The organism is Streptomyces sp. NPDC024698, from assembly GCF_055559015.1.
The window spans coordinates 1-22,066 of sequence record NZ_JBVHLK010000035.1 but is presented as its reverse complement, the minus strand read 5'-3'; the positions used below and the strand labels follow the sequence as shown (position 1 = coordinate 22,066).

20 protein-coding genes and 3 pseudogenes are annotated in these 22,066 nt (G+C 68.2%); 9 read left to right on the top strand and 14 right to left on the bottom strand.

The genetic code is table 11. The features are described 5' to 3' along the window. Window positions 1-206 precede the first annotated feature (206 nt). From ACZ4AA_RS36660 to ACZ4AA_RS36630, 7 genes and pseudogenes are all read right to left on the bottom strand, one after another. A pseudogene (locus ACZ4AA_RS36660) lies at window positions 207-770 on the bottom strand (GNAT family N-acetyltransferase). Window positions 771-812: 42 nt separating this feature from the next. Further along, entirely contained in the window at window positions 813-1,337 is a 525-nt protein-coding gene (locus ACZ4AA_RS36655) for a GNAT family N-acetyltransferase (protein ID WP_467612483.1), read from the bottom strand. A 69-nt stretch (window positions 1,338-1,406) separates the two neighbouring features. Then, entirely contained in the window at window positions 1,407-1,700 is a 294-nt protein-coding gene (locus tag ACZ4AA_RS36650) for a transposase (RefSeq protein ID WP_467612480.1), read from the bottom strand. 74 nt (window positions 1,701-1,774) lie between these two features. Further along, window positions 1,775-2,677: a tetratricopeptide repeat protein gene (locus ACZ4AA_RS36645; protein WP_467612477.1), complete on the bottom strand. Its 903-nt coding sequence runs from the start codon at window positions 2,675-2,677 to the stop codon at window positions 1,775-1,777. Next, entirely contained in the window at window positions 2,674-3,996 is a 1,323-nt protein-coding gene (locus ACZ4AA_RS36640; protein WP_467612474.1) for an MFS transporter, read from the bottom strand. The genes ACZ4AA_RS36645 and ACZ4AA_RS36640 overlap by 4 nt, the downstream gene beginning before the upstream one ends. Before the next feature lie 374 nt (window positions 3,997-4,370). Continuing rightward, the gene (locus ACZ4AA_RS36635; RefSeq protein WP_467612471.1) at window positions 4,371-4,541 is read right to left on the bottom strand and encodes a hypothetical protein; all 171 of its coding nucleotides are present in this window, start codon (window positions 4,539-4,541) and stop codon (window positions 4,371-4,373) included. A 198-nt stretch (window positions 4,542-4,739) separates the two neighbouring features. Continuing rightward, window positions 4,740-5,030, bottom strand: a pseudogene (locus tag ACZ4AA_RS36630) (transposase); the annotation flags it as partial. Window positions 5,031-5,248: 218 nt separating this feature from the next. On the opposite strand from ACZ4AA_RS36630, the gene ACZ4AA_RS36625 reads away from it, so the two are divergent. Next, window positions 5,249-5,872 carry a GNAT family N-acetyltransferase gene (locus tag ACZ4AA_RS36625; RefSeq protein WP_467612468.1) on the top strand — a complete coding sequence of 208 codons (624 nt, stop codon included), beginning with the start codon at window positions 5,249-5,251 and terminating at the stop codon, window positions 5,870-5,872. A 145-nt stretch (window positions 5,873-6,017) separates the two neighbouring features. Here the strand turns inward: ACZ4AA_RS36625 and ACZ4AA_RS36620 are convergent, their stop codons facing one another. After that, complete coding sequence (locus ACZ4AA_RS36620) at window positions 6,018-6,416, bottom strand: GNAT family N-acetyltransferase (protein ID WP_467612465.1); 399 nt, start codon at window positions 6,414-6,416, stop codon at window positions 6,018-6,020. Window positions 6,417-6,771: 355 nt separating this feature from the next. Between ACZ4AA_RS36620 and ACZ4AA_RS36615 the strand changes: the two genes are divergently transcribed. From ACZ4AA_RS36615 to ACZ4AA_RS36590, 6 genes are all read left to right on the top strand, one after another. Beyond that, a complete protein-coding gene (locus ACZ4AA_RS36615; RefSeq protein ID WP_467612518.1) occupies window positions 6,772-7,101 on the top strand; it encodes an FAD-dependent monooxygenase in 330 nt (109 codons plus the stop codon). After that, window positions 7,098-7,226: a hypothetical protein gene (locus tag ACZ4AA_RS36610; protein ID WP_467612462.1), complete on the top strand. Its 129-nt coding sequence runs from the start codon at window positions 7,098-7,100 to the stop codon at window positions 7,224-7,226. The genes ACZ4AA_RS36615 and ACZ4AA_RS36610 overlap by 4 nt, the downstream gene beginning before the upstream one ends. Before the next feature lie 1,336 nt (window positions 7,227-8,562). After that, a complete protein-coding gene (locus ACZ4AA_RS36605; protein ID WP_467612459.1) occupies window positions 8,563-8,865 on the top strand; it encodes an ATP-binding protein in 303 nt (100 codons plus the stop codon). A 129-nt stretch (window positions 8,866-8,994) separates the two neighbouring features. Next, the gene (locus ACZ4AA_RS36600; RefSeq protein ID WP_467612456.1) at window positions 8,995-10,752 is read left to right on the top strand and encodes an MFS transporter; all 1,758 of its coding nucleotides are present in this window, start codon (window positions 8,995-8,997) and stop codon (window positions 10,750-10,752) included. Beyond that, complete coding sequence (locus tag ACZ4AA_RS36595; protein WP_467612453.1) at window positions 10,703-11,707, top strand: threonine ammonia-lyase; 1,005 nt, start codon at window positions 10,703-10,705, stop codon at window positions 11,705-11,707. Before ACZ4AA_RS36600 ends, ACZ4AA_RS36595 begins: the two co-directional genes overlap by 50 nt. A gap of 200 nt (window positions 11,708-11,907) precedes the next feature. Beyond that, window positions 11,908-14,529, top strand: a complete 2,622-nt coding sequence (locus ACZ4AA_RS36590; RefSeq protein WP_467612450.1) for a LuxR C-terminal-related transcriptional regulator — start codon at window positions 11,908-11,910, stop codon at window positions 14,527-14,529. Window positions 14,530-14,560: 31 nt separating this feature from the next. Here the strand turns inward: ACZ4AA_RS36590 and ACZ4AA_RS36585 are convergent, their stop codons facing one another. The 5 genes from ACZ4AA_RS36585 to ACZ4AA_RS36565 all read right to left on the bottom strand — a co-directional run bounded on the left by ACZ4AA_RS36585 (window position 14,561) and on the right by ACZ4AA_RS36565 (window position 19,021). Beyond that, window positions 14,561-15,046, bottom strand: a complete 486-nt coding sequence (locus tag ACZ4AA_RS36585) for a hypothetical protein (RefSeq protein WP_467612447.1) — start codon at window positions 15,044-15,046, stop codon at window positions 14,561-14,563. Between the two features lie 101 nt (window positions 15,047-15,147). After that, window positions 15,148-15,564, bottom strand: a complete 417-nt coding sequence (locus ACZ4AA_RS36580; RefSeq protein ID WP_467612444.1) for a GtrA domain-containing protein — start codon at window positions 15,562-15,564, stop codon at window positions 15,148-15,150. Window positions 15,565-16,019: 455 nt separating this feature from the next. Next, window positions 16,020-16,958, bottom strand: a complete 939-nt coding sequence (locus ACZ4AA_RS36575; protein WP_467612441.1) for a GlxA family transcriptional regulator — start codon at window positions 16,956-16,958, stop codon at window positions 16,020-16,022. 115 nt (window positions 16,959-17,073) lie between these two features. Further along, a complete protein-coding gene (locus ACZ4AA_RS36570) occupies window positions 17,074-18,138 on the bottom strand; it encodes a lipocalin-like domain-containing protein (RefSeq protein ID WP_467612438.1) in 1,065 nt (354 codons plus the stop codon). 58 nt (window positions 18,139-18,196) lie between these two features. Continuing rightward, window positions 18,197-19,021: a crotonase/enoyl-CoA hydratase family protein gene (locus ACZ4AA_RS36565; RefSeq protein ID WP_467612435.1), complete on the bottom strand. Its 825-nt coding sequence runs from the start codon at window positions 19,019-19,021 to the stop codon at window positions 18,197-18,199. 442 nt (window positions 19,022-19,463) lie between these two features. Between ACZ4AA_RS36565 and ACZ4AA_RS36560 the strand changes: the two genes are divergently transcribed. Further along, on the top strand, window positions 19,464-19,994 hold the full coding sequence (locus ACZ4AA_RS36560; protein ID WP_467612432.1) for a hypothetical protein: 531 nt from the start codon (window positions 19,464-19,466) through the stop codon (window positions 19,992-19,994). A 16-nt stretch (window positions 19,995-20,010) separates the two neighbouring features. Here ACZ4AA_RS36560 and ACZ4AA_RS36555 read toward each other — a convergent pair whose 3' ends face one another. Further along, complete coding sequence (locus ACZ4AA_RS36555) at window positions 20,011-20,376, bottom strand: HGxxPAAW family protein (protein WP_467612429.1); 366 nt, start codon at window positions 20,374-20,376, stop codon at window positions 20,011-20,013. Window positions 20,377-20,801: 425 nt separating this feature from the next. On the opposite strand from ACZ4AA_RS36555, the pseudogene ACZ4AA_RS36550 reads away from it, so the two are divergent. After that, window positions 20,802-21,851 (top strand): annotated as a pseudogene (locus ACZ4AA_RS36550) (IS630 family transposase); the annotation flags it as partial. Window positions 21,852-22,066 lie beyond the last annotated feature (215 nt).

Sequence of the window (22,066 nt, the reverse complement as noted above, 5' to 3'; positions counted from 1 at the left end):
TGGACCATCAAGATCCAAGGGTCAGGGCCCATGAGCAATAGGCTTTGGAGGGGATACGCGCGGTAGCGCCCGGGGCATGCCCCGGGCGCTACCGCGCGTATCCCCTCCAAAGCCCCGGGGTCTGTTGTGCGAGGACAGCGATGCGCTCCTGAACACGGAAAGTGATGGTGGTTGGGTCTCATCTACAAGGACTGGTGACGCGAACGTCACCGCACCAATGGGCGCTGGTGTTTGGCCCAGTATTCGGCGGCGGTGATGCCAAGCAGCACAACGTCGTGGTAGCTGCCAGCGAAAAATTCATGCTCGCGAAGCCGTCCCTCCTCGACGAAGCCCCGCCTGCGGTAGAGGGCGAGAGGCGTCGTTGAAGGCGTAGACCTCCACCTCGCACTTGTTGTAACGCTGCTCGGCAAACATGTAGGCGAGGATGAGTTCGGTCGCCTCGGCCGCGTATCCCCTGCGGCGGCGACCGCGGATAATCTCGACGCCCGTCTTGAATCGCCCTGCACGGCTGTCGGTCTCTTCGACGGTCACAGACCCTGCGAATGCGTGGTCGGCCGCCGCCTCGACCACCAGGCGGAATGATTCACCTCCCGGTGAACGCCCAGCCCGCTCAGCAGTCCAGGAACGGAAGCTCTCAGCAGAGCGCGGAGGGCGACCAGGTCGGCGTTGCGACCATCGAGCGTATTCTGGGCCAGGTCACGAAATCCTTCCCAGTCTTCCGGCTCGACACCCCGCAGGCTTACCTTCTCGCCGGTCCACATGTCGCTCATTGCATCTACTATTTCCGTCCTTGCATTTAAATGCACTGCAACTTAAAATAGGTAACCGAGCAAGTCGACGATACCTGAACCCCAAGGCTTTCCAGAAATCATTTTCACCATCATTCCGTCCAAGGGTTTTTCGGCAATCCCCAAGGTTTCGTGGTTATTAATCATGAGCCATCTTCCATGATTCTGAACACCTTGGTACCCATTTGCGAGATATACGCGCGGATCGTCCGCGAAGAGGATTATCGCATCGACCCCAGAAGATCGTGCATCAGATTCGACCTCCGAGAGAAGGCGGGCCGCGCATCCCTGTGAGCGCAGTGATGTAGTGACACAAAGGTCGATAACACCGAAGACCCTTAGTGGGATGCTTCCGTTCCTGATCATTCGATGCTCGACGCCTGCATGCGCAAGCAACTCTCCGTTCCCCCACGTCAAGTATCTGAATTGTGGAAGCTGTTTGAAATAGCTACGTGGGGGATATCCAGGAAAGCATTCCCCGAGAAGCTCGCGAATTTTTTCGTGAAGTTGCGGATTGATCTCATGTTCTATTTTTGCTTCGATGTGCAATTGCGCTCCAATGATGAAATCCAACCTGCTGGTGCAAGTGTCCCAGAGTTTCTGCAAATTCAACAGAGCTCACACCGGTATTCCTGGGTGAAGAAGGCAGCCGCTTTCTCCCAGGAACTCGGTCTTCATGCGGAGTTCCCGGTTCTCACGTTCCAGCTCGCGCAGGCGGGCGCGTTCGCTGATGTTCAGGGGAGGCTCCTCTCCGGCGTGCTCTTGCCGGTACCGGCTGACCCAGGTGCCCAGCGTTCCCTCGTCAACTTGTATCTCTCGGGCGACCTCGGCAATCGGGCGGGACTCCACGACCACCATCTTGACCGCCTCGTCCCGAAACTCAGGACTGAACTTCCTACGCTTCTGTGCCACGTGCTCTCTCCGCCGTTCTGGACTTCGATCCCATGGGGACCGCTGTCCGAGAAATTCGGGGCACCTCAGTGCGTTCATAGAAGCGATCCATGCGCACCTTCTGCACAGGACGAGGAGAACCCTTGCCGGGCGGCTGACAGGGTCGGGTGATCGAAGGTGACGTGCGGGGCGAGGATGGCGATGGCCCGGGTGTAGTGCAGGACGGCCTGGCTGAGGTCGCCACGCTGACGGTGGGCTGTGGCGAGGTTGACCAGGGTGGTGGCCAGGTCGGGATGGGAGTCGCCGAGCAGGCGTGCTTTGAGGGCGAGGGCACGGGTGTAGTCATCGATGGCGGCGGTGTGGTGACCTCGGCGGTGCTGGAGGGCGGCGAGGTTGTGTGTCGTGACAGCGATCTCGTAGTGCTCGGCGCCATGGACGCGCTGAAAGACGGCGAGGGCAGAGCGCAGTTGGGTTTCCGCGTCGTCGAAGCGGCCGCAGCCGTCCAGGAGCGCGGCCCAGGCTGCCCGGTCGGCCGCGACGAGCAAGTGGTCGGGACCGTGCAGACGGGTGCGGATGCTCACCGATCGGGCTGCCCAGGGCTCGCCCTCGTGGGAGTCTCCGCGGGTGTGGGCCAGGCCGCCGAGGTTGTGGCAGAGGGTGGCGACGATGTCATGATCACTGCCGTAGGCGTTCTCGCAGATGCTCAGTGCCCGCAGATAGAGGGCCTGGGACCGGTCGAAGTGGCCGGTGTACTTGCCCAGCACGCCCCATTCATTGCACACCGCGGCGACCTCGAGGGAGTCGGGGCCGGAGCTGTGTTCGGCGGCACTGAGAGTCAGAGCCAGCAGGATTCCGGCGCGTCGGTAGTCGCCGCGCTCACGCCAGAGACGGGCCAGCGCGAGCTGGGCACCCAAGCGCCCGGCGGGGTCGTGACGGTGGCAGGCGATGGCGGCCCGCAGGGCGTCTTCGGTCGGCGCGGTTTTCCGGGGCAGGGTCATGGTGCTGAGTCCTTCGACACGGGCTGCTGCGGTATGGGGAGAGGGAAATGAATCAGTGCTGCGGGCAGGAAATGACCTCTCCGGTGCCACAGGAAGCCTGCGGTCAGCGCCAAGGCGGCGGCGCAGAAGGGGAAGAGGGCACGGATGGCGCCGGCGGCGAGCAGAGAGCTGGTGACTGTCGCGCCGATGGCGAAGCCGCCGGTCCAGGCGAGCATGTGGGCGCCGTTGTAGCGGCCGCGCAGTGCTGATGGAGCGATGTCGTTGACCACAGTGGGCAGGACCGGACTGAACAAGGTGCTGCCCACGGCGAAGACTCCTGCCGCGACGGAGAGGATCACCGGCGAAGGGGGAGAGACGGAGATGATCGTCCAGGCGAGGGCCATGCACGTGAGCGCGGCGGCCAGGACGCCAGCCCGGTTCCTTCCGGGCAGCCGGTGCTCAACAGGGATCTGCAGGATGGCGCTGGTGACCATGAACGCCGCGAACATCCAGCCGAGTCCGGCCTGAGTACCGTCGGCAGTGGCCAAGGCAGGGAGGCCTATCTGCAGTTGGGCGAACCCGGCAGCGACAGTGAAGGCCACCACAAGGCATATCCGGCGCAGAACCGGGTCTGCCAGCGTGGCGGCGTACCCGCCGTCCCGCCTCGCGGCGCGGGGCGCGGCCAGCTCCGCCCCCCGCGAGTCCTCGGGCTGGGGCGAGGGGGCGACCCGTACGGCGACGAGCAGGGCGAATCCGGCGAAGGAGACTGCGTCCAGGACGTACAGCACCGGCAGCCCGCTGCCGGTGCCCAAGAGGAAGAGTGTGGCCGAGGCGGCTGCGGCGCCCAGCGCGCCCCCGAGGTTGACGGCGGTGTTGCGCCAGGCGAATGCCGCCTGGCGGACAGGGCCCGGTGCCGCCTGGGCCAGCATCGCGCTCAGGGCCGGGGCCAGCACGGTGAAGGCGGCGGTGTGGGCGAGCAGCGCCGCGCCGCCGGCCAGCGGACTGGTTGCGGCGGCCATCCCGATCGAACACACCGCGGACACGGCCAGGGCCGTGACGACGACCGCCTTCGGCCCGATCCGGTCGCACAGAGTGCCCCCGAGGAGGGCACCGGCCAGTGCTACGACGGCCCGCACCACGAGCAGCAGGCCGACGACACCGACCGGGCTGTGACACACGTCGCGCAGATAGACCAGCAGAAACGGGACGGTGGTGCCCGTCCCGACGCTGGACAGCAGTTCTCCGCCCACCACGATCCGTGCGGCCGCGGGAAGGGTAGGCGCCTTCCCGGCGTGGGGGGCGGACCGGAAGCGGTCACGGATCGTTTCGGTCGTCAGCACGGTGGAGCCCTTACCGGCTCCACGCGCCGTCTCCGGCTGCCGCTGTCCGGAGGACCTGCAGACCGGTGTCGTGGTGGGCCTTGTCGTACGGATAGAAGGACCGGGCGCATGCGAGGAAAACCCTCTCGCTCCGCAACCGGGCTGTCCGCATCGTGGGGCGCTGTAGCCACAGAGTCCGGTGGATATCCAGGACGGTCAGTTGCCACCGGCTCCGGAGGAACCGTATGCAGGGCCCCGGCCGTCACCAGCTTGCCGACATGAGCCATTCCGCCCGCACCCACCGATCCACCGTCAGAGGACACGCGGGGCGCCCCGGCCAGATCCGCTCCTACGAAAACTGGCCGAAGCTGCCCCACGTGCGAGCGGTGACAGGATCAGTCGGCGATGACGATCTCGTTGTGGTTTATCCAGCTGTCCCCACCGACGGCAGACACCGGGACGGGCGCTACCTCGGTGTCAAGGTCGACAGGAACGACGATCTCGTTGTGGTTGTAGCTGCCCGTCTTGCTGGCGCGGATGATCCCGAACTCGGCAACGTCCTTCATGGCTTCTCCTGCTTCGTGTCCAACGGATACCCGCTGGTGCGCGGTAATTCGGATGCCTGAAACGTATGCGGGCGCCAACGCCCTTGAATGAGTAGTCCGTACCCACATCGCTTCGGACGCCCCGTCGATTCTCACCCGGCATTCACGAAGTCGGTGTGGAACCGGAACTGACCGCCGATGCCCGCGAGAGCTGTTCGCCCCTCGTTCGGCCCTGACATGGCGGAGTCGAGCACGGCGCGGGAGAGGTCCATCAGGAGGCGCTGCGGAGCCGGCGCAGGATCTCCTCATGGACGCGATCCCCAGGCGCCAGCTCCTCGACCAGCTCAAGACCGGCCGTGAGCCGCCGACTTCGACAGGCCGAAGTACGGTGGCAGAGGCCTGTCAGGCGCATCCGCTGACCAGGACACAGATGATGGCCGCAAACAGCGTCTCATCAGGCATGTCCTGCGTTCCGCCGCCCTGCGATCGGACCATCGAAGGCGAGATCGCGTCCCGCGCTACGCCCGTCCAGAAGGTTCCTCGTGCTTCAGGGCCAGAACGAGATACCTGCGACTGCGGACCCCGAGTTTGAGATGCCGGGCAGATCGCGGCTGTGGCCTCGATGGACGACTGCGGACAGGCGAGTAGCAGCTACTCAGGCGTCCCATGGCGCCGACAGGCATTCTTGCCGGTGACATGAAGACCGCCGATCCGAAAGAACGGCTGTGATGCGTTCCTACAGCAGCCTCGCGGCACACACGGAACGGCGAACCGGACGCGCCGTCGGGCGAAGCGCCTTCCTCGGTGAACTGGACGTGACAGACACACGTACGGCAGTTGGGGTCCATCAGGTCGCCCGCCGCTCGTATGCGGTAGAGGCCGAACTGATCGGCTTCGACGGCATACCCGCCCTCACCGAGACCCTGGAGGAAATGCAGGCGCAGCCACTGCGCTGGCTCGGGATGGTCACACGTGACGGCCGGATTGCCGCCTTCGCGGCCTGGCAACGCCTGGCCGGGGAAGACGGTATAGACATCGATCGCGTCTGCGTCGATCCGCAATGGTTCCGCCGCGGTTTGGCACTGAAGCTGCTCGACCATCTGTTGGCCGAGCTGGCCCCCGGCGGCAAGGCACTGGTCAGCACAGGCGCGGACAACCGGCCGGCCATTTCCCTCTACGAGCGGCTCGGCTTCACCCGTGTCGGCACCGTCCAGCGGGCGCCCGGCCTGCGCCTGGCCGAGTTCCGGTTCACACGGGAGCCAGCAGCGCATCCCATCGGAAGCCGCATCCATGCTGGAGCCGCTGAAGCGGGACAGGGCGCCGAACAGTGCTGGGCCGAAATTCGCCCATGAGAAGGAAGGCAGGGTCCCCGGAGGGGGGATCCGGGGACCCTGCCGGCTCATCGCACGCCGGAGTTCTTTGGGTTGGGGCGGGAGCGAGTCGCCCGGACGCTCCGACGTGGAGCTGTACTCCCTGTGCGGCACCCGCATCCGCACGCTAACCTGTCCCACCCGCAGGCCACTTGAGCAACCCGTACTTACCTTGCTCTTCCCGGGGGCAGCGCCACACCGGCTGCTGAGCGCATTTTGTTGAACCTGTCCGGTGGCTATCGGCAACCTCGGGGACGCGTTTCTCAACCAGGTGTAGTCGACCGGCTGGGCGGCATTGCAGTCCTCTGCGAGGCCGGGATCGACCAGCACGAATCCCGCGCCCAGGCAGCACCCGAGTGCCCTGCCGTTGTCCGGGCGTACTCGCACGAACATGGTCGAAGCCTGCTTCGACAGCGCGCGCGAGAAGGCCTCGAACGAGCTCACGGCCCAGTTCTTGCCTCCGGACCCCGGGATCTACGATGAGCCGCGCCAGCTCGGCCTCGTCCTTCTCGGCGTCGAAACACAACTCCCCTTATGCCAGGGGTCTTTCGCCGTCGACAAGCACGTGAGCCTGCACGTCGTCGCCCTGCTGCCATCCGGAGACCATCTGCTTAGGCACGGGAAGCTTGCTCCCGCACCACATGACGACTTCCGTCAGGGACCGTGGCCAGCCCGCGACAGCGGCGACGTGACCAGGAGCAAAGGGAACAAGGGTTTGATTATCCCCTTCGGTCAGCTACCACCCCGCACCCCTACGCGCTCATGTCGAAGAGGTGGGCCTTATTGTCGTAGTAGCGCATGACCATCGACGGGTCGTGGTGGTGCGTTCGAAGCCGTGAGCGGCGGAGCGGCGGCGGGCGGCGAGCTTCACACCTCGGCCGATCACAGGCCAGGCACCCGAACACCCTGACCTCACCCTCGTGCAGCAACTCCTCGACCAGCGCACCCCCTGCCAGGCCGCGGTCACCGACGTCGCCTGGTCCTCCCGCTTTCGCGTCCACCACCGCGTCGCCGACCACTACCGCGCCCGGCGGTTCTTCCTCGCCGGAGACGCAGCCCACGTCCACAGCCCCGCTGGCAGCCAGGGCGTGAACACCGGCATCCAGGACGGCTACGCCCTCGGCACCGCCTTCGCCACGGACATCCTCGACGGCTCGAAGCCCACCGCCGCCCGGTCGCCGAAAGCGTCGTCGCCTTCACCGACCGCATGACCCGCATCGCCACCACACGCAACCCCGCCGCGCGCAGCCTGCGCAACATCGCCATGCGCCTCATGGGCCACACCCCCCTGCCCGCCAAGCTCGCCGCCGAACTCGCCGAGCTCAACTACCGATAGGCGATCTGCCTGCTCCACAACGCTGCGGGCAGCACTGGAACGACTGCGGCCATCGCGGCCTCACGTACATACCGTCTGCGGTTACCAGCGCGGGCTTACCGGAGACCATCTCGAGCCGCAACCGCCCCGGGCCGGCGCACAAGGTTGAGTACCGGTTGCTCAGTCGCCACCGCACCCAACAGATGTCTCCTGGAGGGGCAGTGAATCAGCCCTTCGGGATATGGCCGCTCCGCGTCAAGGCCAGCGGCATCCGACGGCACCGCCGTCGACTGCTTCCCGGGGGAGCGGGCGTCACATGATCAAGAGGGAAAGCCATGCACAAGCCCCTGACGGCAGCAGGCCTCACCGCAGCAGTAGCCGGCGTACTTCTCGCGATTCCCGTCGCATCGATCACCGTGGCACGACCGGAGACCCCGGCACCCGCGGGCAACAGTGCTCCGTCCACCCCTACGGAGCATGAGATCGATCAACTTGCCGACGCCGCCTCTCGGGGCAAAGTGGCAAGCGGCAGACAGAGCCCCCTCATGGGCCCTTTCAACGGACACTGGTCAAACCGGTGGCCGACGCTCGCAGCTGATCAACCCACCCGGCACTCCGATCTCATCAAGATCGACCGCATTCTGCCGGGCACCCCCGGGTGAGGACCCGACGCAGTCGAGACGACCTCTTGACGGAGAGGGCTGGCTCACGGGCAATCCTCCTCCAGCGGGCTGCCCTGACCGCATCCGCAGAGAAGTCCTCCGTCACCCGGCTGACTCTCTCTCAACTCCTGCACGCGGTAGCGTCAAACAGACACGAGGACGGACCGCCTTCGGCACACGTCAGAAGTGCCTCGCTTGCGGCAGGCCTGCAACAGCACCCCGCCGACCGGGCGGAACACCGGTCCCGCAGGAGACCGATCGTCTGATACTCCCCGGAGCCAAGCACTACACGAAATGACAAGTCCCTTGAATCTTCTGTCCACCAGTGCACGCAGATGCCGCGCCACCACCGGCATAGGGTGCCAGGCAGCGGAGGTCGCGCCCAGCCAGCTGTGGTGGACGGCCCGCCAAGCAATCGGGACCCTCGACCGCAAACCAGCCCAGACCGATGATCTGCGCCGGTGGGTACCGCTTCCTCAGTCCTGAAAGGGCGCACGGCCGTTTCCTGGAAGAGTCGCACAGCAGCTCTCCGAGGTCGTGATCACCATGACGTGCCCCACCACCACAGCCGGCTCGCCGCAGACTCTCCTCGCCTCCCCGACGGCCGGACCGTCGCCGGCGGATGAGACGTCGGGCGTCTGGCGGCTGGTCCTGGAGCACGGTCCGCAGGCGCCTTCGTCCGCGCGCCGCGCGGCATGCACGCCTGGGGCGTCCACGAGGAGACCGCGGACGACGTCCTGATGGTCGTCTCCGAGTTCGTGACGAACGCGGTCCACTACGCCGAGCCGCCGATCGCCGTGAACCTGTGGCACTGCGAGGAGGCCGTCCTGGTCTCGGTCACCGACGGCGGCCCCCGCCCCGCCGACGACCAGTACGGCGCCGACCGCCCCGCCGACGAACACGGCCGCGGCACCCACATCGTGGACGCCCTGGCCACGGACGCCGGCGACGCCGCCCACGACGGGCTGGTCAGCCACTGGGCGATCGTGAGCCCCTGACCGGGTTGAGTGCGCGTTACTCATCCCCCGCGAGCGGGCCACCGACAGGCTGGTGAGCAGCACGAAATCCACGCATCCGGCATCGTCCAGCCGCTCGTCCGCTTCGGATCATTCGTCCAAGGAACTTCCGTGAATGGTCTCACCCTCTCAGACCATCCCGACGGCCCGGCACCCGCCGTGCGTCACGGCGCCGTACTGGTCGTGACCTGTCTGGCCCTGGCGACCGTCGTCTCGGCGATGGCCTCGCTGAACGTGGCCCTCCCGGACATCGCCCGCGACACCCACGCCGACCAGACCCAGCTCTCGTGGATCATCGACGCCTACAGCCTGATCTTCGCCGCCCTGCTGCTCCTCGTGGCCACCCTGGGCGACCGCTTCGGCCGCCGCAAGGCACTCCTCGGCGGCCTGGCGACCTTCGCCGGAGTCTCCCTGGCCGCCACGTTCACCACCGACCCGATCGTCCTGATCGTCCTGCGCGGCGTGCTGGGCGTGGCGGCGGCCTTCATCATGTCGGCGACGCTTTCCACCATCACCAGCACCTTCCCGCGCGCCCAGCAGGCGCGGGCGGTCAGCATCTGGGCCGCCGTGGCCGGCGCCAGCGCGGTCCTGGGTCTGCTGGCCTCCGGCGCCGCCCTCGAACTGTGGTCCTGGCGCTCGGTGTTCTGGCTGAACGTCGTCCTGGTGGGCGTTGCGATGATCGGCACCCACCGTTTCGTCCCGGAGTCGGCGCAGCCCGACAGGCGGCGCGTCGACGTGGTCGGCGCGGTCCTGACCGTGCTGGGCCTGGGCGTGCTGGTCTTCTCGGTCATTCAAGCACCGGAGCAGGGCTGGGCGAGCCCGCGTACCCTGGTGGGCATCGCCGCCGGCCTGGTGGTGCTGGGCGTGTTCGTGGCCTGGGAGCTGCGGCACCCGCACCCCCTGCTGGACCCGAGGCTGTTCCGGCGGATGCCGTTTGCGGCCGGATCGCTGTTGATCACGCTGCAGTTCTTCGCCTTCTTCGGATTCATCTTCGTCGTCATGCAGTATCTGCAGCTCGTACGGGGTGACAGTGCCCTGGTGGCCGCGGTGAGCGTGTTGCCGATGTCCGCGGCGATGATCCCGAGCGCCCGCCTGAGCCCGCGTCTCGTCGCCCGCAGGGGAGTCCGCGGCCCCTGGTGCGTGGGACTGCTCCTGGTCGCCACCGGCCTGTTCGTCATGGCACGGCTGGACGCCGACAGCTCGTACTGGCTGCTGGCGACCGGGCTCGTGCCGCTGGGCGCGGGGATGGGGCTGGCCATGGCCCCCGCCACCGCCGCGATCACGGACGCGCTGCCGCCGCACCTGCAGAACGTCGGCTCCGCCGTCAACGACCTGTCCCGGGAACTGGGCGGCGCGCTGGGCATCGCGGTCCTGGGCAGCGTCCTGAGCGCCGGATACCGCAGCCACCTCGACGTCGGCGCGGTCCCCGCCCCGGTCGCGGACGCCGCCCGCTCCTCGCTTGCGGCAGCTGGCCACGCGGGGGAGGCCACCGGAAACCTGTCGCTGGTCGACCAGGCGCGGGACGCCTTCGCCTCCGGCATGCACCTCGGCCATGGTCAGCGGCGCAGCTGCCGCCGTCTTGGCTGCCGTGTCGTCGCTCTCCTGCTGCGGCGTACGGCCAAGAGCCACACCGTTGGCTGGCCACCGGCAGACCGACGCGGCCAGCCGGGCCGCGCGCTCGGCACGGTAGCGGGGCCGCACCGGCCACCGGGCCGTGCGGACACGCGCCCCCAGCGGACGCCGACCGCGCGGCCCAGGCCCCCGGACGAACCACCCCGATCGAAGGTCATTTCCTGTCCTGGAGGGACGAGGCCCAGCCATGACTGTCCTGACGTTCAACGACATCTATGCCGCCCGCCAACGCCTTGAGCCCGTCATCTCCCACACCCCGCTGCTTGCCGCGCCCTGGGCCTCCTGCGGACACCGCTCACTGCTCCTGAAGCCCGAGAACTTGCAGGTCACCGGCTCGTTCAAAATCCGGGGCGCCGGTAATTTCCTCCTGCGGCTGCCCGCTTCCCAAAGGGCACGAGGGGTCGTCGCGGGCGCGAGCGCCAACCACGGCAGAGCCCTCGCTCACGCGGCCCGCCTCGAAGGCGTGAAGGCCACGGTCGTCCTGCCCTCCACCACCCCCGAAGCGACGATCGGCAGCGTCACCGGACAAGGCGCCGAGGTCCGGCTGGCACCGGCGCAGGACTGCGCCCGCCTCGCCGAGCAGCTCGCCGAGGAACACGGTCACGTGCTCGTTCCGCCCTTCGACGATCTCGACATCATCGCCGGCCAGGCGACGGTCGGCCTCGAGATCGCCGAAGAGGCCGTGGCCCTGGGCCTGGACGTCGCCACCGTGCTGGTGCCGGTCGGCGGCGGCGGACTGATCGCAGGGGTCGCGGCCGCGCTGAAGCTCACCCGCCCCGGCATCAAAGTGGTGGGCGTCGAGCCCGAACTCGCGGCGGACGCCCAGGAGAGCCTGCACCGCGGACGGCGGGTGTCCTGGCCGGCCGAACGCGTCGGCCGCACCCTGGCCGACAGCCTGGGCACGACCACCGTCGGACAGCTCGCCTTCGAGCACCTGCGGGCGTTCGTCGACGACATCGTCACCGTCACCGAGGACGAGATCGCCTCCAGCATGTCCCTGCTGGCACGGCACACCGGCATGAGCGTCGAACCGTCCGCGGCGGTCACCACAGCGGCACACCTCTACCACGAGCACGACCTCGCGGCCGCCGGCAGACAGGTGGCCGTGATCAGCGGCGGGAACATCGATCCCGCGCTCTTCGCGCGGCTGCGCGAAGAAGTCCCACTGCCTTTCCATAACTGTGCCGGCTGAACCCCCGCCGCCGGGCCCCTGAAACAGGACACCGGACCGGCCGCCGGACTCAATAGCAGGACCAGGGCGACGCCGGACGCCGCGCGTATGATGGGGAGCCTGGGAATGATCCGTGGACCGGATATTCCCCGACGGTGGATCCCACATTGCTGCGAGGACGTTCGAGGATGAAAAAAGTCGGCGCCGGACAACAGCCTCTCGTGGGACGCATCACCGAATTGGCCCTCTACGGCGAGGCATTGGCCGATCCCGGGGGGCGGGGTTTCTCGATCCACGGCCCCCAGGGAGTGGGAAAGTCCAGACTCGCCGACGAATGCCTTCACATCGGCGCGTCGAAGGGCTGGAACACCGTCCGGGCGACCGCCACCCAAGGCGCTTCGGCCGTCCCCTTCGGAGCCCTCGCCCACATCATCCCGGCAGGCACCACCACCGCCGACGTCACGGGCGTGTTCACCGGCATCGCATCGGAAATCGAAGGAGGGAAGAAGGGAACCCTCTTCCTTGTCGAGGACATTCCCCTGCTCGACCAGTCCTCCCTCATCATCCTCCAACGCCTTTCCGACGCGGGAAAAATATTCCTTCTCTCGACCGCGCGCGACGGTCAATCGGCAACCCAGGACGCCCGGTCGCTGACCACCGGATTCGGATTCCGTCAGGTGAATCTCAAGAACCTCGACCAGGAGGGAACCCACCATCTCCTCGAGTCGATGCTCGACGGACCCGTCAGCCGAAGAACGTCGTACGAGATATACCTGAAGAGCGCGGGAAATCCCCTTTTCCTGCGGGAACTCGTCATCGCCGCACTGGACGCCCGGACCATGCACAACGACGGCGAGGTCTGGGAACTGGCGCCCGCCGCACAGCCGGAGACCACCACACCGCACCTGGCCGAACTCGTCGAGACGAGACTGTCGGCCCTCTCACCCCCCGCGCGCACCCTCCTGGAAGCCATCTCCCTCTGCGGCACCATCACCCCGGACAGTCTCCTGCCCGAGACGGAACGCGACGAAGCCCTGCTCGAACTCGAAGCCGAAGACCTGGCACACGTCTTCCTCGACCGACGCCGCACCCGCATCGACCTGACCCACCCGGTCTACGGCGAAGTCCTCCAGGCGAACATGCCCCCCTTCAAACGCCGACAGCTCTACCTCAACCAGGCACAGGCCCTGACCGCACACGGCCTGCGCCGGCGCGGCGACTTCTTCCGCTCCGTCGCCTGGCAGGTCGAGGCCACCGGCACCGCCGAGACCGGACAACTCCTCGCCGCCGCCCGCATCGCCCAGGACACCCACAGCTACGACCGGGCCGTACAACTCCTGGAAGCCGTCCCGCAGGAGGAGAGGGACACCGCCTGCCTGCTGCTCCTCGGCCACTGCCTCGCACAGGCCGGCCGGACCGACGAAGTGGAAGCGGTCCTCGTACAGGCCCAGAAACTGGCACAGGGCGATGACGAGATCCTCGGCGTCGCCTTCACCCGGGTGCAGAACCTGTTCTGGGTACAGGGACACCAGGCCGAAGCCCTCACAGTGATCGAACAGGCGGCCCGGCACGCCCACAGCCCGTCCGCGAAGTTCCGCATCCGCTCCGCCGAGGCGACCATCCGCATCGCCTGCGGCGACCCCCAGGCCGGCCTCGACGCCCTGGGCGAGATCACGTACGAGACCGACAACCCGGCGGACGTCAACGTGCTGCTCCTCAGCCTCATGTACAAGTCCCCGGGGCTGACGATGACGGGCCGCACCGCCGAAGCCGTCACGACCGCCGAGACCGCCTACGACGTCCACCTCCGACACCACGACCAGGCCCTCTACCTGCACCCCGCGGCCCAGCGCAACGGCCTGGTCTTCGCCCTCGCCGAGGCCGGTCGGCTGGACGAGGCACGCACCGTCGGCGACCAGGCCCTGACCGAACTCATGGCGGCACGCGCACACGTGCCGCACGTCTGGACCGCACTGCAGCTCGCCCGCGCCGAATGGCTCGCCGGCCACCCCCGCTCCGCACGCCACTGGTACGCCGAAGCGATCGCTCTGGGCCGCCCGCTCGGACAGACCCTCGTCATGCGCCCCGCCCTGTGCGGGCTAGCGGCCGCCGCCGCGCAGGTCGACGACGACGCCGCCGCCGAGAAGGCACTGGCCGAGGCACACCAGTACCCGCGCGTCGGCCTGTTCGTGGGCGAGGACGACCTCGCCACAGCCTGGTTGCACGCCGCCGCGGGCCGGCTCGAGGCCGCCCGCGAAGTGCTCGTCGAGGCGGCCCTGCTGGCCCGGGACGCGGGCGTCGTCAGTTCGGAGGCCGCGCTGCTCACCGACGTCGCCCGGCTGGGTGACCCCCGGCAGGTGGTGGAGCGGATCACCCACCTCGCGCGGACCAGCGACTCCCCCTTCACCCACGCCCGGGCCGCCTACGTCACCGAGCTGGCCACAGGAGACGCCAAAGCTCTCGAAGCCGTGTCGCGGTCCTTCGAGGAGATGGGCGCGGACCTGCTGGCGGCCGAGGCCTCCGCGGCGGCCGCCGCGGGATGGAAACGCGCAGGCGAGGCCCGCAAAGCCACCGCGGCGGCCAACCGTACGGGCCTGCTCGCCGCGCAGTGCGAGGGCGCCCGCACCCCCCTGCTGAGCACAGCCCCCGAACCGGCGGCGGCACTGACGCCCCGCGAGCGCGACATCGCGCTCCTGACCAGCTCGGGCGCCTCGGCGCAGGAAGTCGCCGACGCGCTGTCCATCTCCCGCCGGACCGTGGAGAACCACCTGTACAACATCTACGGGAAACTCGGCGTGTCCACGCGCGCGGAACTCAAGAAGGCTCTGAACCAGAAGACTTGAGCCGGCGGCGCGGCGGGGCGAGGGCACCGTCCTAGCGCGTGTGCCGGTTCAGGTGCAGGCAGGCATGGAGGAAGTTGTGCCGCGTGTTCAGGAGATGGGCCGTGACACCAGGATCCTCTTCGGACTGTCTCGACTGCACGGCCGCCGCGGCACTCTGCCTGACGAGGCCCCGGACAGCGTCCACCAGATGGGGAACCCAGAGCTGGTACAGGCGCTGGTCGGTGGGCAGGGCAAGGCGGATCTGCGTTCGCTGCCGGGCATGGACCAGCCATCGTCGCGTCGGCAGATTCCCCGTGATGGGGGACAGCCGGTGCCGGGTAGCGAAGGACATCCGTCGCCGCCACACATCGCCTTGTGGACCCGGCAACCGCTGTATGTCGTCGTCGAAGCCGAGAAGGGCGTCGATGAGGACGCCGGCCCACTGACGCAAGTGATCCGCCTGGACGGGCGGACGCTCGGATTGTCCGGCCGTCTGCCGAGCGGTCCACCACAACTGGTGTCGCGCCGCCGCGTCCACGTCGCACGCCGCTCCATGGGGCCGGGCGGGGCACGTGCGGGAGCGGGCGGACGACGTCCTGAGGGTGCTGGTCATGGCGCGAATCTCCACACGGTCGGGGATCAGGGACGAGTGAGCTGCGGGAGCGGGCTGCCCGGTCGGGGTGTCAGGTCGTCAGGCTCTCTCGTTCGCGTGAGCGTGGATTCGCCGGGCCGGCGCGTGAAGACGGCACGCAGAACCGCGAATCGGGCGATCCCGGTCAGTGCCGACGCCGAGAGGTAAACTCCTTGTTCGACCAGAACCGAGGGCTGTGGCGAGAACTCGTGTAGGACCAGAAGCGCCACTGTCGTCACGAGGTACCCCAGTGCCACCGTCAGCCCGGACTGCAGTTGCACGCACCGGCCGCCACGGGGGCTGCGAAAGGTGACGCGCTGGTGCAGCCTGGTCCCGATCACGGTGGAGGCGAGGGTGATCGCCGCGTTGGCGACGGGCAGGGGCACGGCATCGTCCACGAGGACAAGGGCCGCACCGGACAGCACCCCCAGCCCCCCTCCGCAGACGACGAACCGTACGAACGCCGCGGCCAGGGGGTGTGCAGGCCCGTGTGGGGGCGTCTGTGCACTCACTGGATACCTCCAGAGGGCCGAACAGGGTGCCGGCGGCCCGTAGCCGGCCGTCGGATGCGGTGTACTGCCGTACCGGGGCAGCCCGGTTGAGCTCGTGCGGGGTGAGGCGGCCGTGTCGCCCGGCTTGTTTCCCGGGCGAGACACGACCACCTGTGCGCGACGGTCCCGTCCCCACGGGACGCCGTCACACGACCGGGGACCTGGGCCACCGCTCATGGCGGGCCCCCGGAATCTGGGAAGACACGTTCTCGTGCCATCCACGGTGAGCCACGGGCGAGGCGGGCACATGAGTAGACCGTGCTCACTGCTGCGCGGGAGCCGGCCGTCAGCCGTATGCGAGTCGAAGGGTTCGCGGCGGGCGGCGCGAGTCAGTGGCCGGTGCGCAGTCGGCGGAGGCTGCCCGCGTCCCGGTAGCCCACGCGGTGGGCGATGTCCTCGGCCGGCAGTGAGGTGGTGGCGCGAAGGTGGGTCGCGCGCTCTGCGCGCAGGGCGCGCAGGAAGGCGTAGGGAGAGGTCCCCAATCCTTCCCTCACCCGGCGTTCCAGGGTGCGGCGGGTCACTTTGAGGGCGAGTGCGGCATCGGCCACCCCGACCTGGAGGTGCAGGTGTGTGCGCGCCCATGCTTCGAAGTCGCTCAGCAGCTGGTCCTGGTCGTGAAGGTGGTCGGTGAATGCGGCCACGCTTGGCGTGGGCCGTTGGTCGATCAGGAGTGCGCGGGCGGTCTGGGAGGCCAGTTGTGGACTGATCCGTGCGACCAGGGACACCGCGAGGTCGATATGGGCGAACGCTGCACCGGCGGTGACGATGGCGCCGTCCCGTACCACCATGCGGTCCATGTCCAGCGTGACCTTCGGGTAGCGCTGGACGAACAGGTCACGCAGCCAGCACGTGGTTGTCGCGCGGCGGCCGTCGAGCAGTCCGGCTTCGGCGAGCAGGAAGGTGCTCGTGCAGGCGGCGGCCACCAGACCGCCACCCTCGGTCCAGCGCTGCAGAGCGGAACGAACCGTGCGAATCTGCGGGCGCATGAGCGCGTCGACCATGGTCGCCGGGCTCTGTGCGCCGAGTGCCGGGACGAGTAGCAGGTCGATTCCTGCCGTGGCCGCGTCTTCCAGGGGGCATGCTCCGGCCACGAGGAGTCCGCCCGCTGTGGTGACCTGGGCACCGCCGGGTGTGAGGAGCACGCAGTCCAGGCCGGGGAGCTTGGGATCGACGCGGTCACGCGCGGCGTGGGCGGTCCGCAGGACGTCGAGTACTGAGGTCAGTCCGGAGTCCCAGCATCCGTCGACTGCCACCACACCGAATCGCATGGCATACCCGCCTCTCCTCGCACCGGCCCTGGTGTCCCGGAACCGGGTGGCGGGCGCCGGTCCCGCGTCCGCCACGGCCGTGGGGCGTCCGGCGCGGATCACGGTACCGGACGGGTCAGGCCTGATGGCCGATGACCGGGACGGCCTCCGGTGCGGGCGGCCGTCCCAGGGGCGCGAAGTGGAGGAGTTCCCACAGGGCCCTGGCCCGGAGCGTGTCGGCGCCGGCACGGTGCAGGGACGCGACGCCCAGGAACCGGTGGTAAGCGCCCGCCTGCCCGAAGTCGAGGTGGAACACGTCCTGTTCGTGGTCGAAGGTCACCGTGTACTGGTGTGACCCGTTCGACACGTGGTATTCGAGGTGTGAGCCGACCGGAACGCGCGTCGTTGGGCGGACACGGACGTCCCGTTCGGTGAACGACACCGCGTCGGCACCGACTGCGGAGACCTTGATGTCGCTCTCGTGGGCGACGAGCACTGCGGGCAGCGGGACCTTTCCGAACCGCTCGTGGCTCACGAACATGAGCGTGACCACGGTGTGGTCGCCGATCTGGGCCCGCCCCCAGTACCAGTGATCCAGCACCTTGCGCGGTGCGATGTTGCCCCAGTTGTGGTCGTGGTAGCCGCTGCCCCTGAGACTGCGCACCGTGCCGCCGACGTCCAGGCGAGCCTGTACGTCGCCTCGGGCCACCATGGGCAGCCAGGCGATGTAGTGCTTTTCCTCGGGGCCGAAGAAGGCGTGCCCGGTGGCCGGACGCCAGGGCGGAACCCGGGCGGTGAGCTTGAGGTCCAGTTCGACGTCCTCGATCTCGACATGGATGGCGTAGCCGTCCGGTCCGCCCCGGAAGGTGTTGCGGCCGATGACGACATCACAGCCTTCGGTGGACGCTGAGAAGTCGCTGGGGGTCCCGGTGAAGGTCTTGTCGGTCCGGGTCCCGTCGGGAGCGGTCATGGTGAGCAGGACGAAGGGGGTGAGCGGTGCCTTCGGAGAGACGAACGGGGGTTTCGTGTGGAACTCCACCGTCAGTGTGGTCCCGTCGTCGAGATGGGCGTCGCAGTACCACCACTCGAACGTTCCGGCGGAGGGGTCGGTCCGCAGCCCGTCCTCCCAGTCCTGGACGACACCGGGTGTCAGACCCAGCCTCTCGTAATGCCGTGGCTGGTCACCGATGTGTGCGTGCATGCGTTCTTCCTCTGTTCGCGGGCGGGAGTTGTCGCCGGCCGGGGTGTTCCGCGGCTGGTCAGGCGCCTCGGAAGACGGGCGCCCTGCGCTCGATCAAGGAGGCGACGCCTTCCGCGGCGTCGCCCGTGGCGAAGAGCCGCGGGCCCACGTCGCCGCGCAGGGCGGCCGCCGACTTCGCGATGTGCCCGGCCAGAACGGTGCGCGCGTCGGCCAGGGTGGCCTCAACCGCGAGCGGGGCCTGCGCCGCGATCCGGTGCGCCAGTTCCAGCGCCCGGTCCAGGTGCTCGCCGGCGGGGACCACCTCCTGCACCAGGCCGATGCGCCAGGCCTCTTGTGCGTCGAACTCGTCACCGGTGAGGAGGTAGCGCATGGCGTTGCCCCAGCCAACCCGCTCGGGCAGCCGTATCGTCGCGCCGCCGAGCGCGACGATGCCCCGGCTCACCTCCTGCTGCCCGAAGACGGTGTCTGCGGCGGCGACGCATATCTCGCTGCTGAGGACGAGTTCGAGACCTGCGGTGAAGCAGCGTCCGTGAACCGCCGTGACGACAGGCTTGCCGGACGGGGCCCGGTACAGACCCCAGGGATCCCGCCCGTCCTCGGGAAGAACGCTGTCGTCGCCCGTCGCCAGCCGCGGGGCCATGGACGCGAGGTCGAGGCCGCCGGTGAAGTGTTTTCCGTTGCCGTGGAGGACCGCGACGCGCAGCCCGGGATCGTCCGAGAGCAGGGTCAGGGCGGACGACAACTGCGCGACCATGTCCGCGTCCAGGGCGTTGGCCTTCTCCGGCCGGTTGAGCGCGACGCGCAGCACCGGCCCGTCCCGCTCGACCAGCACTTTCGCCGCGGGGCTGTTCTCGCCGGCCACTGCTGGCTGTGTGAGTGTCATGGCTTCACCGTAGGAAGCGCGGGGCGGCAGAAAGCGACATGCGCCGGGGAGTCCGCGACAACCCTGCTCTCCAGCCTCGCCGTTGAGCATCCGGTGGCCCGCATCGCACGACGTGTCGGTGCCCGTGGACGTCGGCAAGGAGCGCTCAGTCACCCGCGCCGACGTGTCCGGTGTTCGGGTTCCATGACGTGATCAGCAACGAGAGGAAGACCCGTCACGAACGAGACTCCCGATCACGACCCAAGCTCACACCGACGGCGAAGAAGCGACTTTGTTGACCACGACCCTCAGTTCAACGTGCCTGACGTCTGGTCGGCCGACAAGGCCACGGTCTCCAGCCGCTGGACCTCCCAGCCCGCACTGCACACCCGGCACGCGACGTCCACCGAGACCAGGGGCAACCCGAAGTGCGGCGCGGACGGCTGCCGACGTCACCTCCCTCGTGCAGACCTGGGCCTCTGCCAAGGCACCCCACTCCAGCCTGGGCCTCAAGGCCGCCAACGAGTCCGCCGTCGGTCAGTGGAAGCGGGTCAACTCCGCCAACGCCACGAGTAATCCGCCCAAAATAACGGTCACCTACAATTTCCGTCCCCGTTCGGGAGACAACCGCCAGGCCAGCCCGCCCTTCGCCAAGGACGCCTCCGGCACCTGGCAGGTCGACACCACGACGCCGACCCTGCGCGACACCTTCTCCGACAAGGACGGAGACCGCGTCACCGGCACCTTCGAGATCGTCGACGCGGCGACCGGCAAGCAGCTCGGAGAGCGCCTTGTCTCGACTCCGGACGCGCCGCGGCGTGACCGTCCCCGACGGCGTCCTCAAGGACGGCGCGACCTACAGGTTCCGCACCAGCCCCTTCGACGGCACGCACTACAACCTCGCCTGGTCCGACTGGGCCACCTTTACAGTCGCCACCGGCCGCCGCCCCGGCGGTCTGCCGGACATGCCGCAGGCCCTGGCGCGGCGACGTGAGGAAGACCTCACCTCATCACGCGAGGGCAGGGTCAGATTCGACGGCACCGCGTTCCGGGACTTCAGCCACGGTGACAACAGGTCGGCGTCCGGCCATGCGGCAGCCAACGCAGCCGAGGTGTCCTTGGCGAGCAGTGAGGTCCTTAACCCGCCAGCTCCATTGGTCAGCCGGTCGAGGACCGCTGGGCTTACCCCACCCAGCAAGATGCAGAATCCACGTAACGACTGCTGCGATGACTACCAGCGCACCGCCGGCGGCGACCACGAGGCCGGAGACAGTGATCACGCCAACACCGAGCGTGCCAAAGGCCGCCAGCGCGACTGAAGTTCCGGCCCAGCCAGCCACGGTGTGGCCCAGATCTACGTCCCCGTGTGCACTCACGACTACTCCTAAAGCCTTGGCGGATAGCGCATGCTCTCTGACGAGCATGGGCAGTCAGGGGCACAAAGGGCTTGAGTACTCGCTACTCGTCTACTCGTGGTGTCTGGGCCGGTCATGTCATCCCAGCGATCCCGAGTTTGCGGTTCGGTGACAACGGGCTGAGTGTGTCGAACTATGTCAACGCCACCGATCCCACCAGGTACGACCTCGGCTGGGCTGGCAGCGACGGCACCTGCGGCTACCTCACCACCGATCCGAACATGTCACCGACTGGGCACCGAGCGCGACCACGACTGTCGGCGGGCCGGCATCTGCCTGCACCTGGACGAGGTCTGCTACTGACCTTTCCGTTGAGTTGTGTCGGCACCTGCCCGGACCGCTCGTCGTCGGGTGACTTTCCTTGGTCCCTGCGGTAGTTCGGGGTCGTGAGGTATGCCCAGGGCGGTGGGCTGACTCCGCAGGGACAGGCCGCGCGTGAGCGGGTGCGTATGCGCGCCGCCGACGGCTTTGCTCGGGGCGAGAAGAACGTTGAGATAGCCAAACGCTGCGGGTCAGTGCGCGGTCGGTGGAACGGTGGCGCCGGTCCTGGCGTGAGGGAGGGCGGCAGGCCCTGTGCATTTCGGGTCCTGCCAAGCGGCCGAAGGTCGGCGACAGTGAGTTCGCCGAGCTTGAGCCGCTCCTGCTGAACGGTGCGATAGCCCAAGGCTGGACGGACGAGCGGTGGACGCTCTCGAGAGTGCGCGTGCTGATCGCGGAACGGCTCGGCGTGTCACTGTCGGTCCGAGGAGTGTGGGAGCTGCTGCGACGGCATGGCTGGTCGTGCCGACAGCCCGCGCGGCGGGCGGTCGAACGGGATGAGGCGGCGGTGGCCGGCTGGGTGAAGGAAGCCTGGCCCCGGGCAAAGCCACCGCGGCGGCGCTCGGGGCCAGGCTGGTCTTCGAGGACGAGGCCGCCGTCTCGATGACGTCGCACCGCTCACGCACCTGGGGCCCCAAAGGGAACACACCCGTGGTGCGGTTCAACGGCGCTTCCCGCGGCCGCATCTCGATGGCCGCGCTGGTGTGCTTCAAGGCCGGCGAACGCAGCCGTCTGATCTACCGTCCTCGCATCCAGGGCCATCACCGAGGCGCCCACCGTGGCTTCACCTGGCAGGACTACCGTGACCTTCGCGTGCGGGCTCACCTCCAACGCGGCGGCCCCGTCGTGGTGATCTGGGACAATCTGAATGTTTACCGCTGCACCCGATTACGCGAGTACGCGGCAGAGCACGCCTGGCTCACCATCGTCCAACTGCCCAGCTATGCCCCGACCTCAATCCCGTCGACGGCATCTGGTCGCTGCTTCGTCGCAGCGCTACCGCCAATGTCGTCTTCCGCGACCGTGACCACCTTGTTGACGCCGTCCGCAGCAGCCTGCGCCGCATCCAACGACGCCCCGACCTCATTGAGGGCTGGCTCGCCGAAACCGGATTCGCTCGACACTCAGCGCTGTCGGGATCGCCTGAATACGCAGAGTATGAGGACAAACCTCCGCGTTGCAATACACCGCATCCGACGCCGCGCCCAGATCCAGCGGAGATTTCGGGACAGCCCTTACCTAGTGACCTGAGTCAGAGGTTCGTCGTTAGTCGGGCATGAGTCGTCCGGGTCCGAGGATTCCGCCGTTGTCGGTCACTGATGCCCAGCGGGCG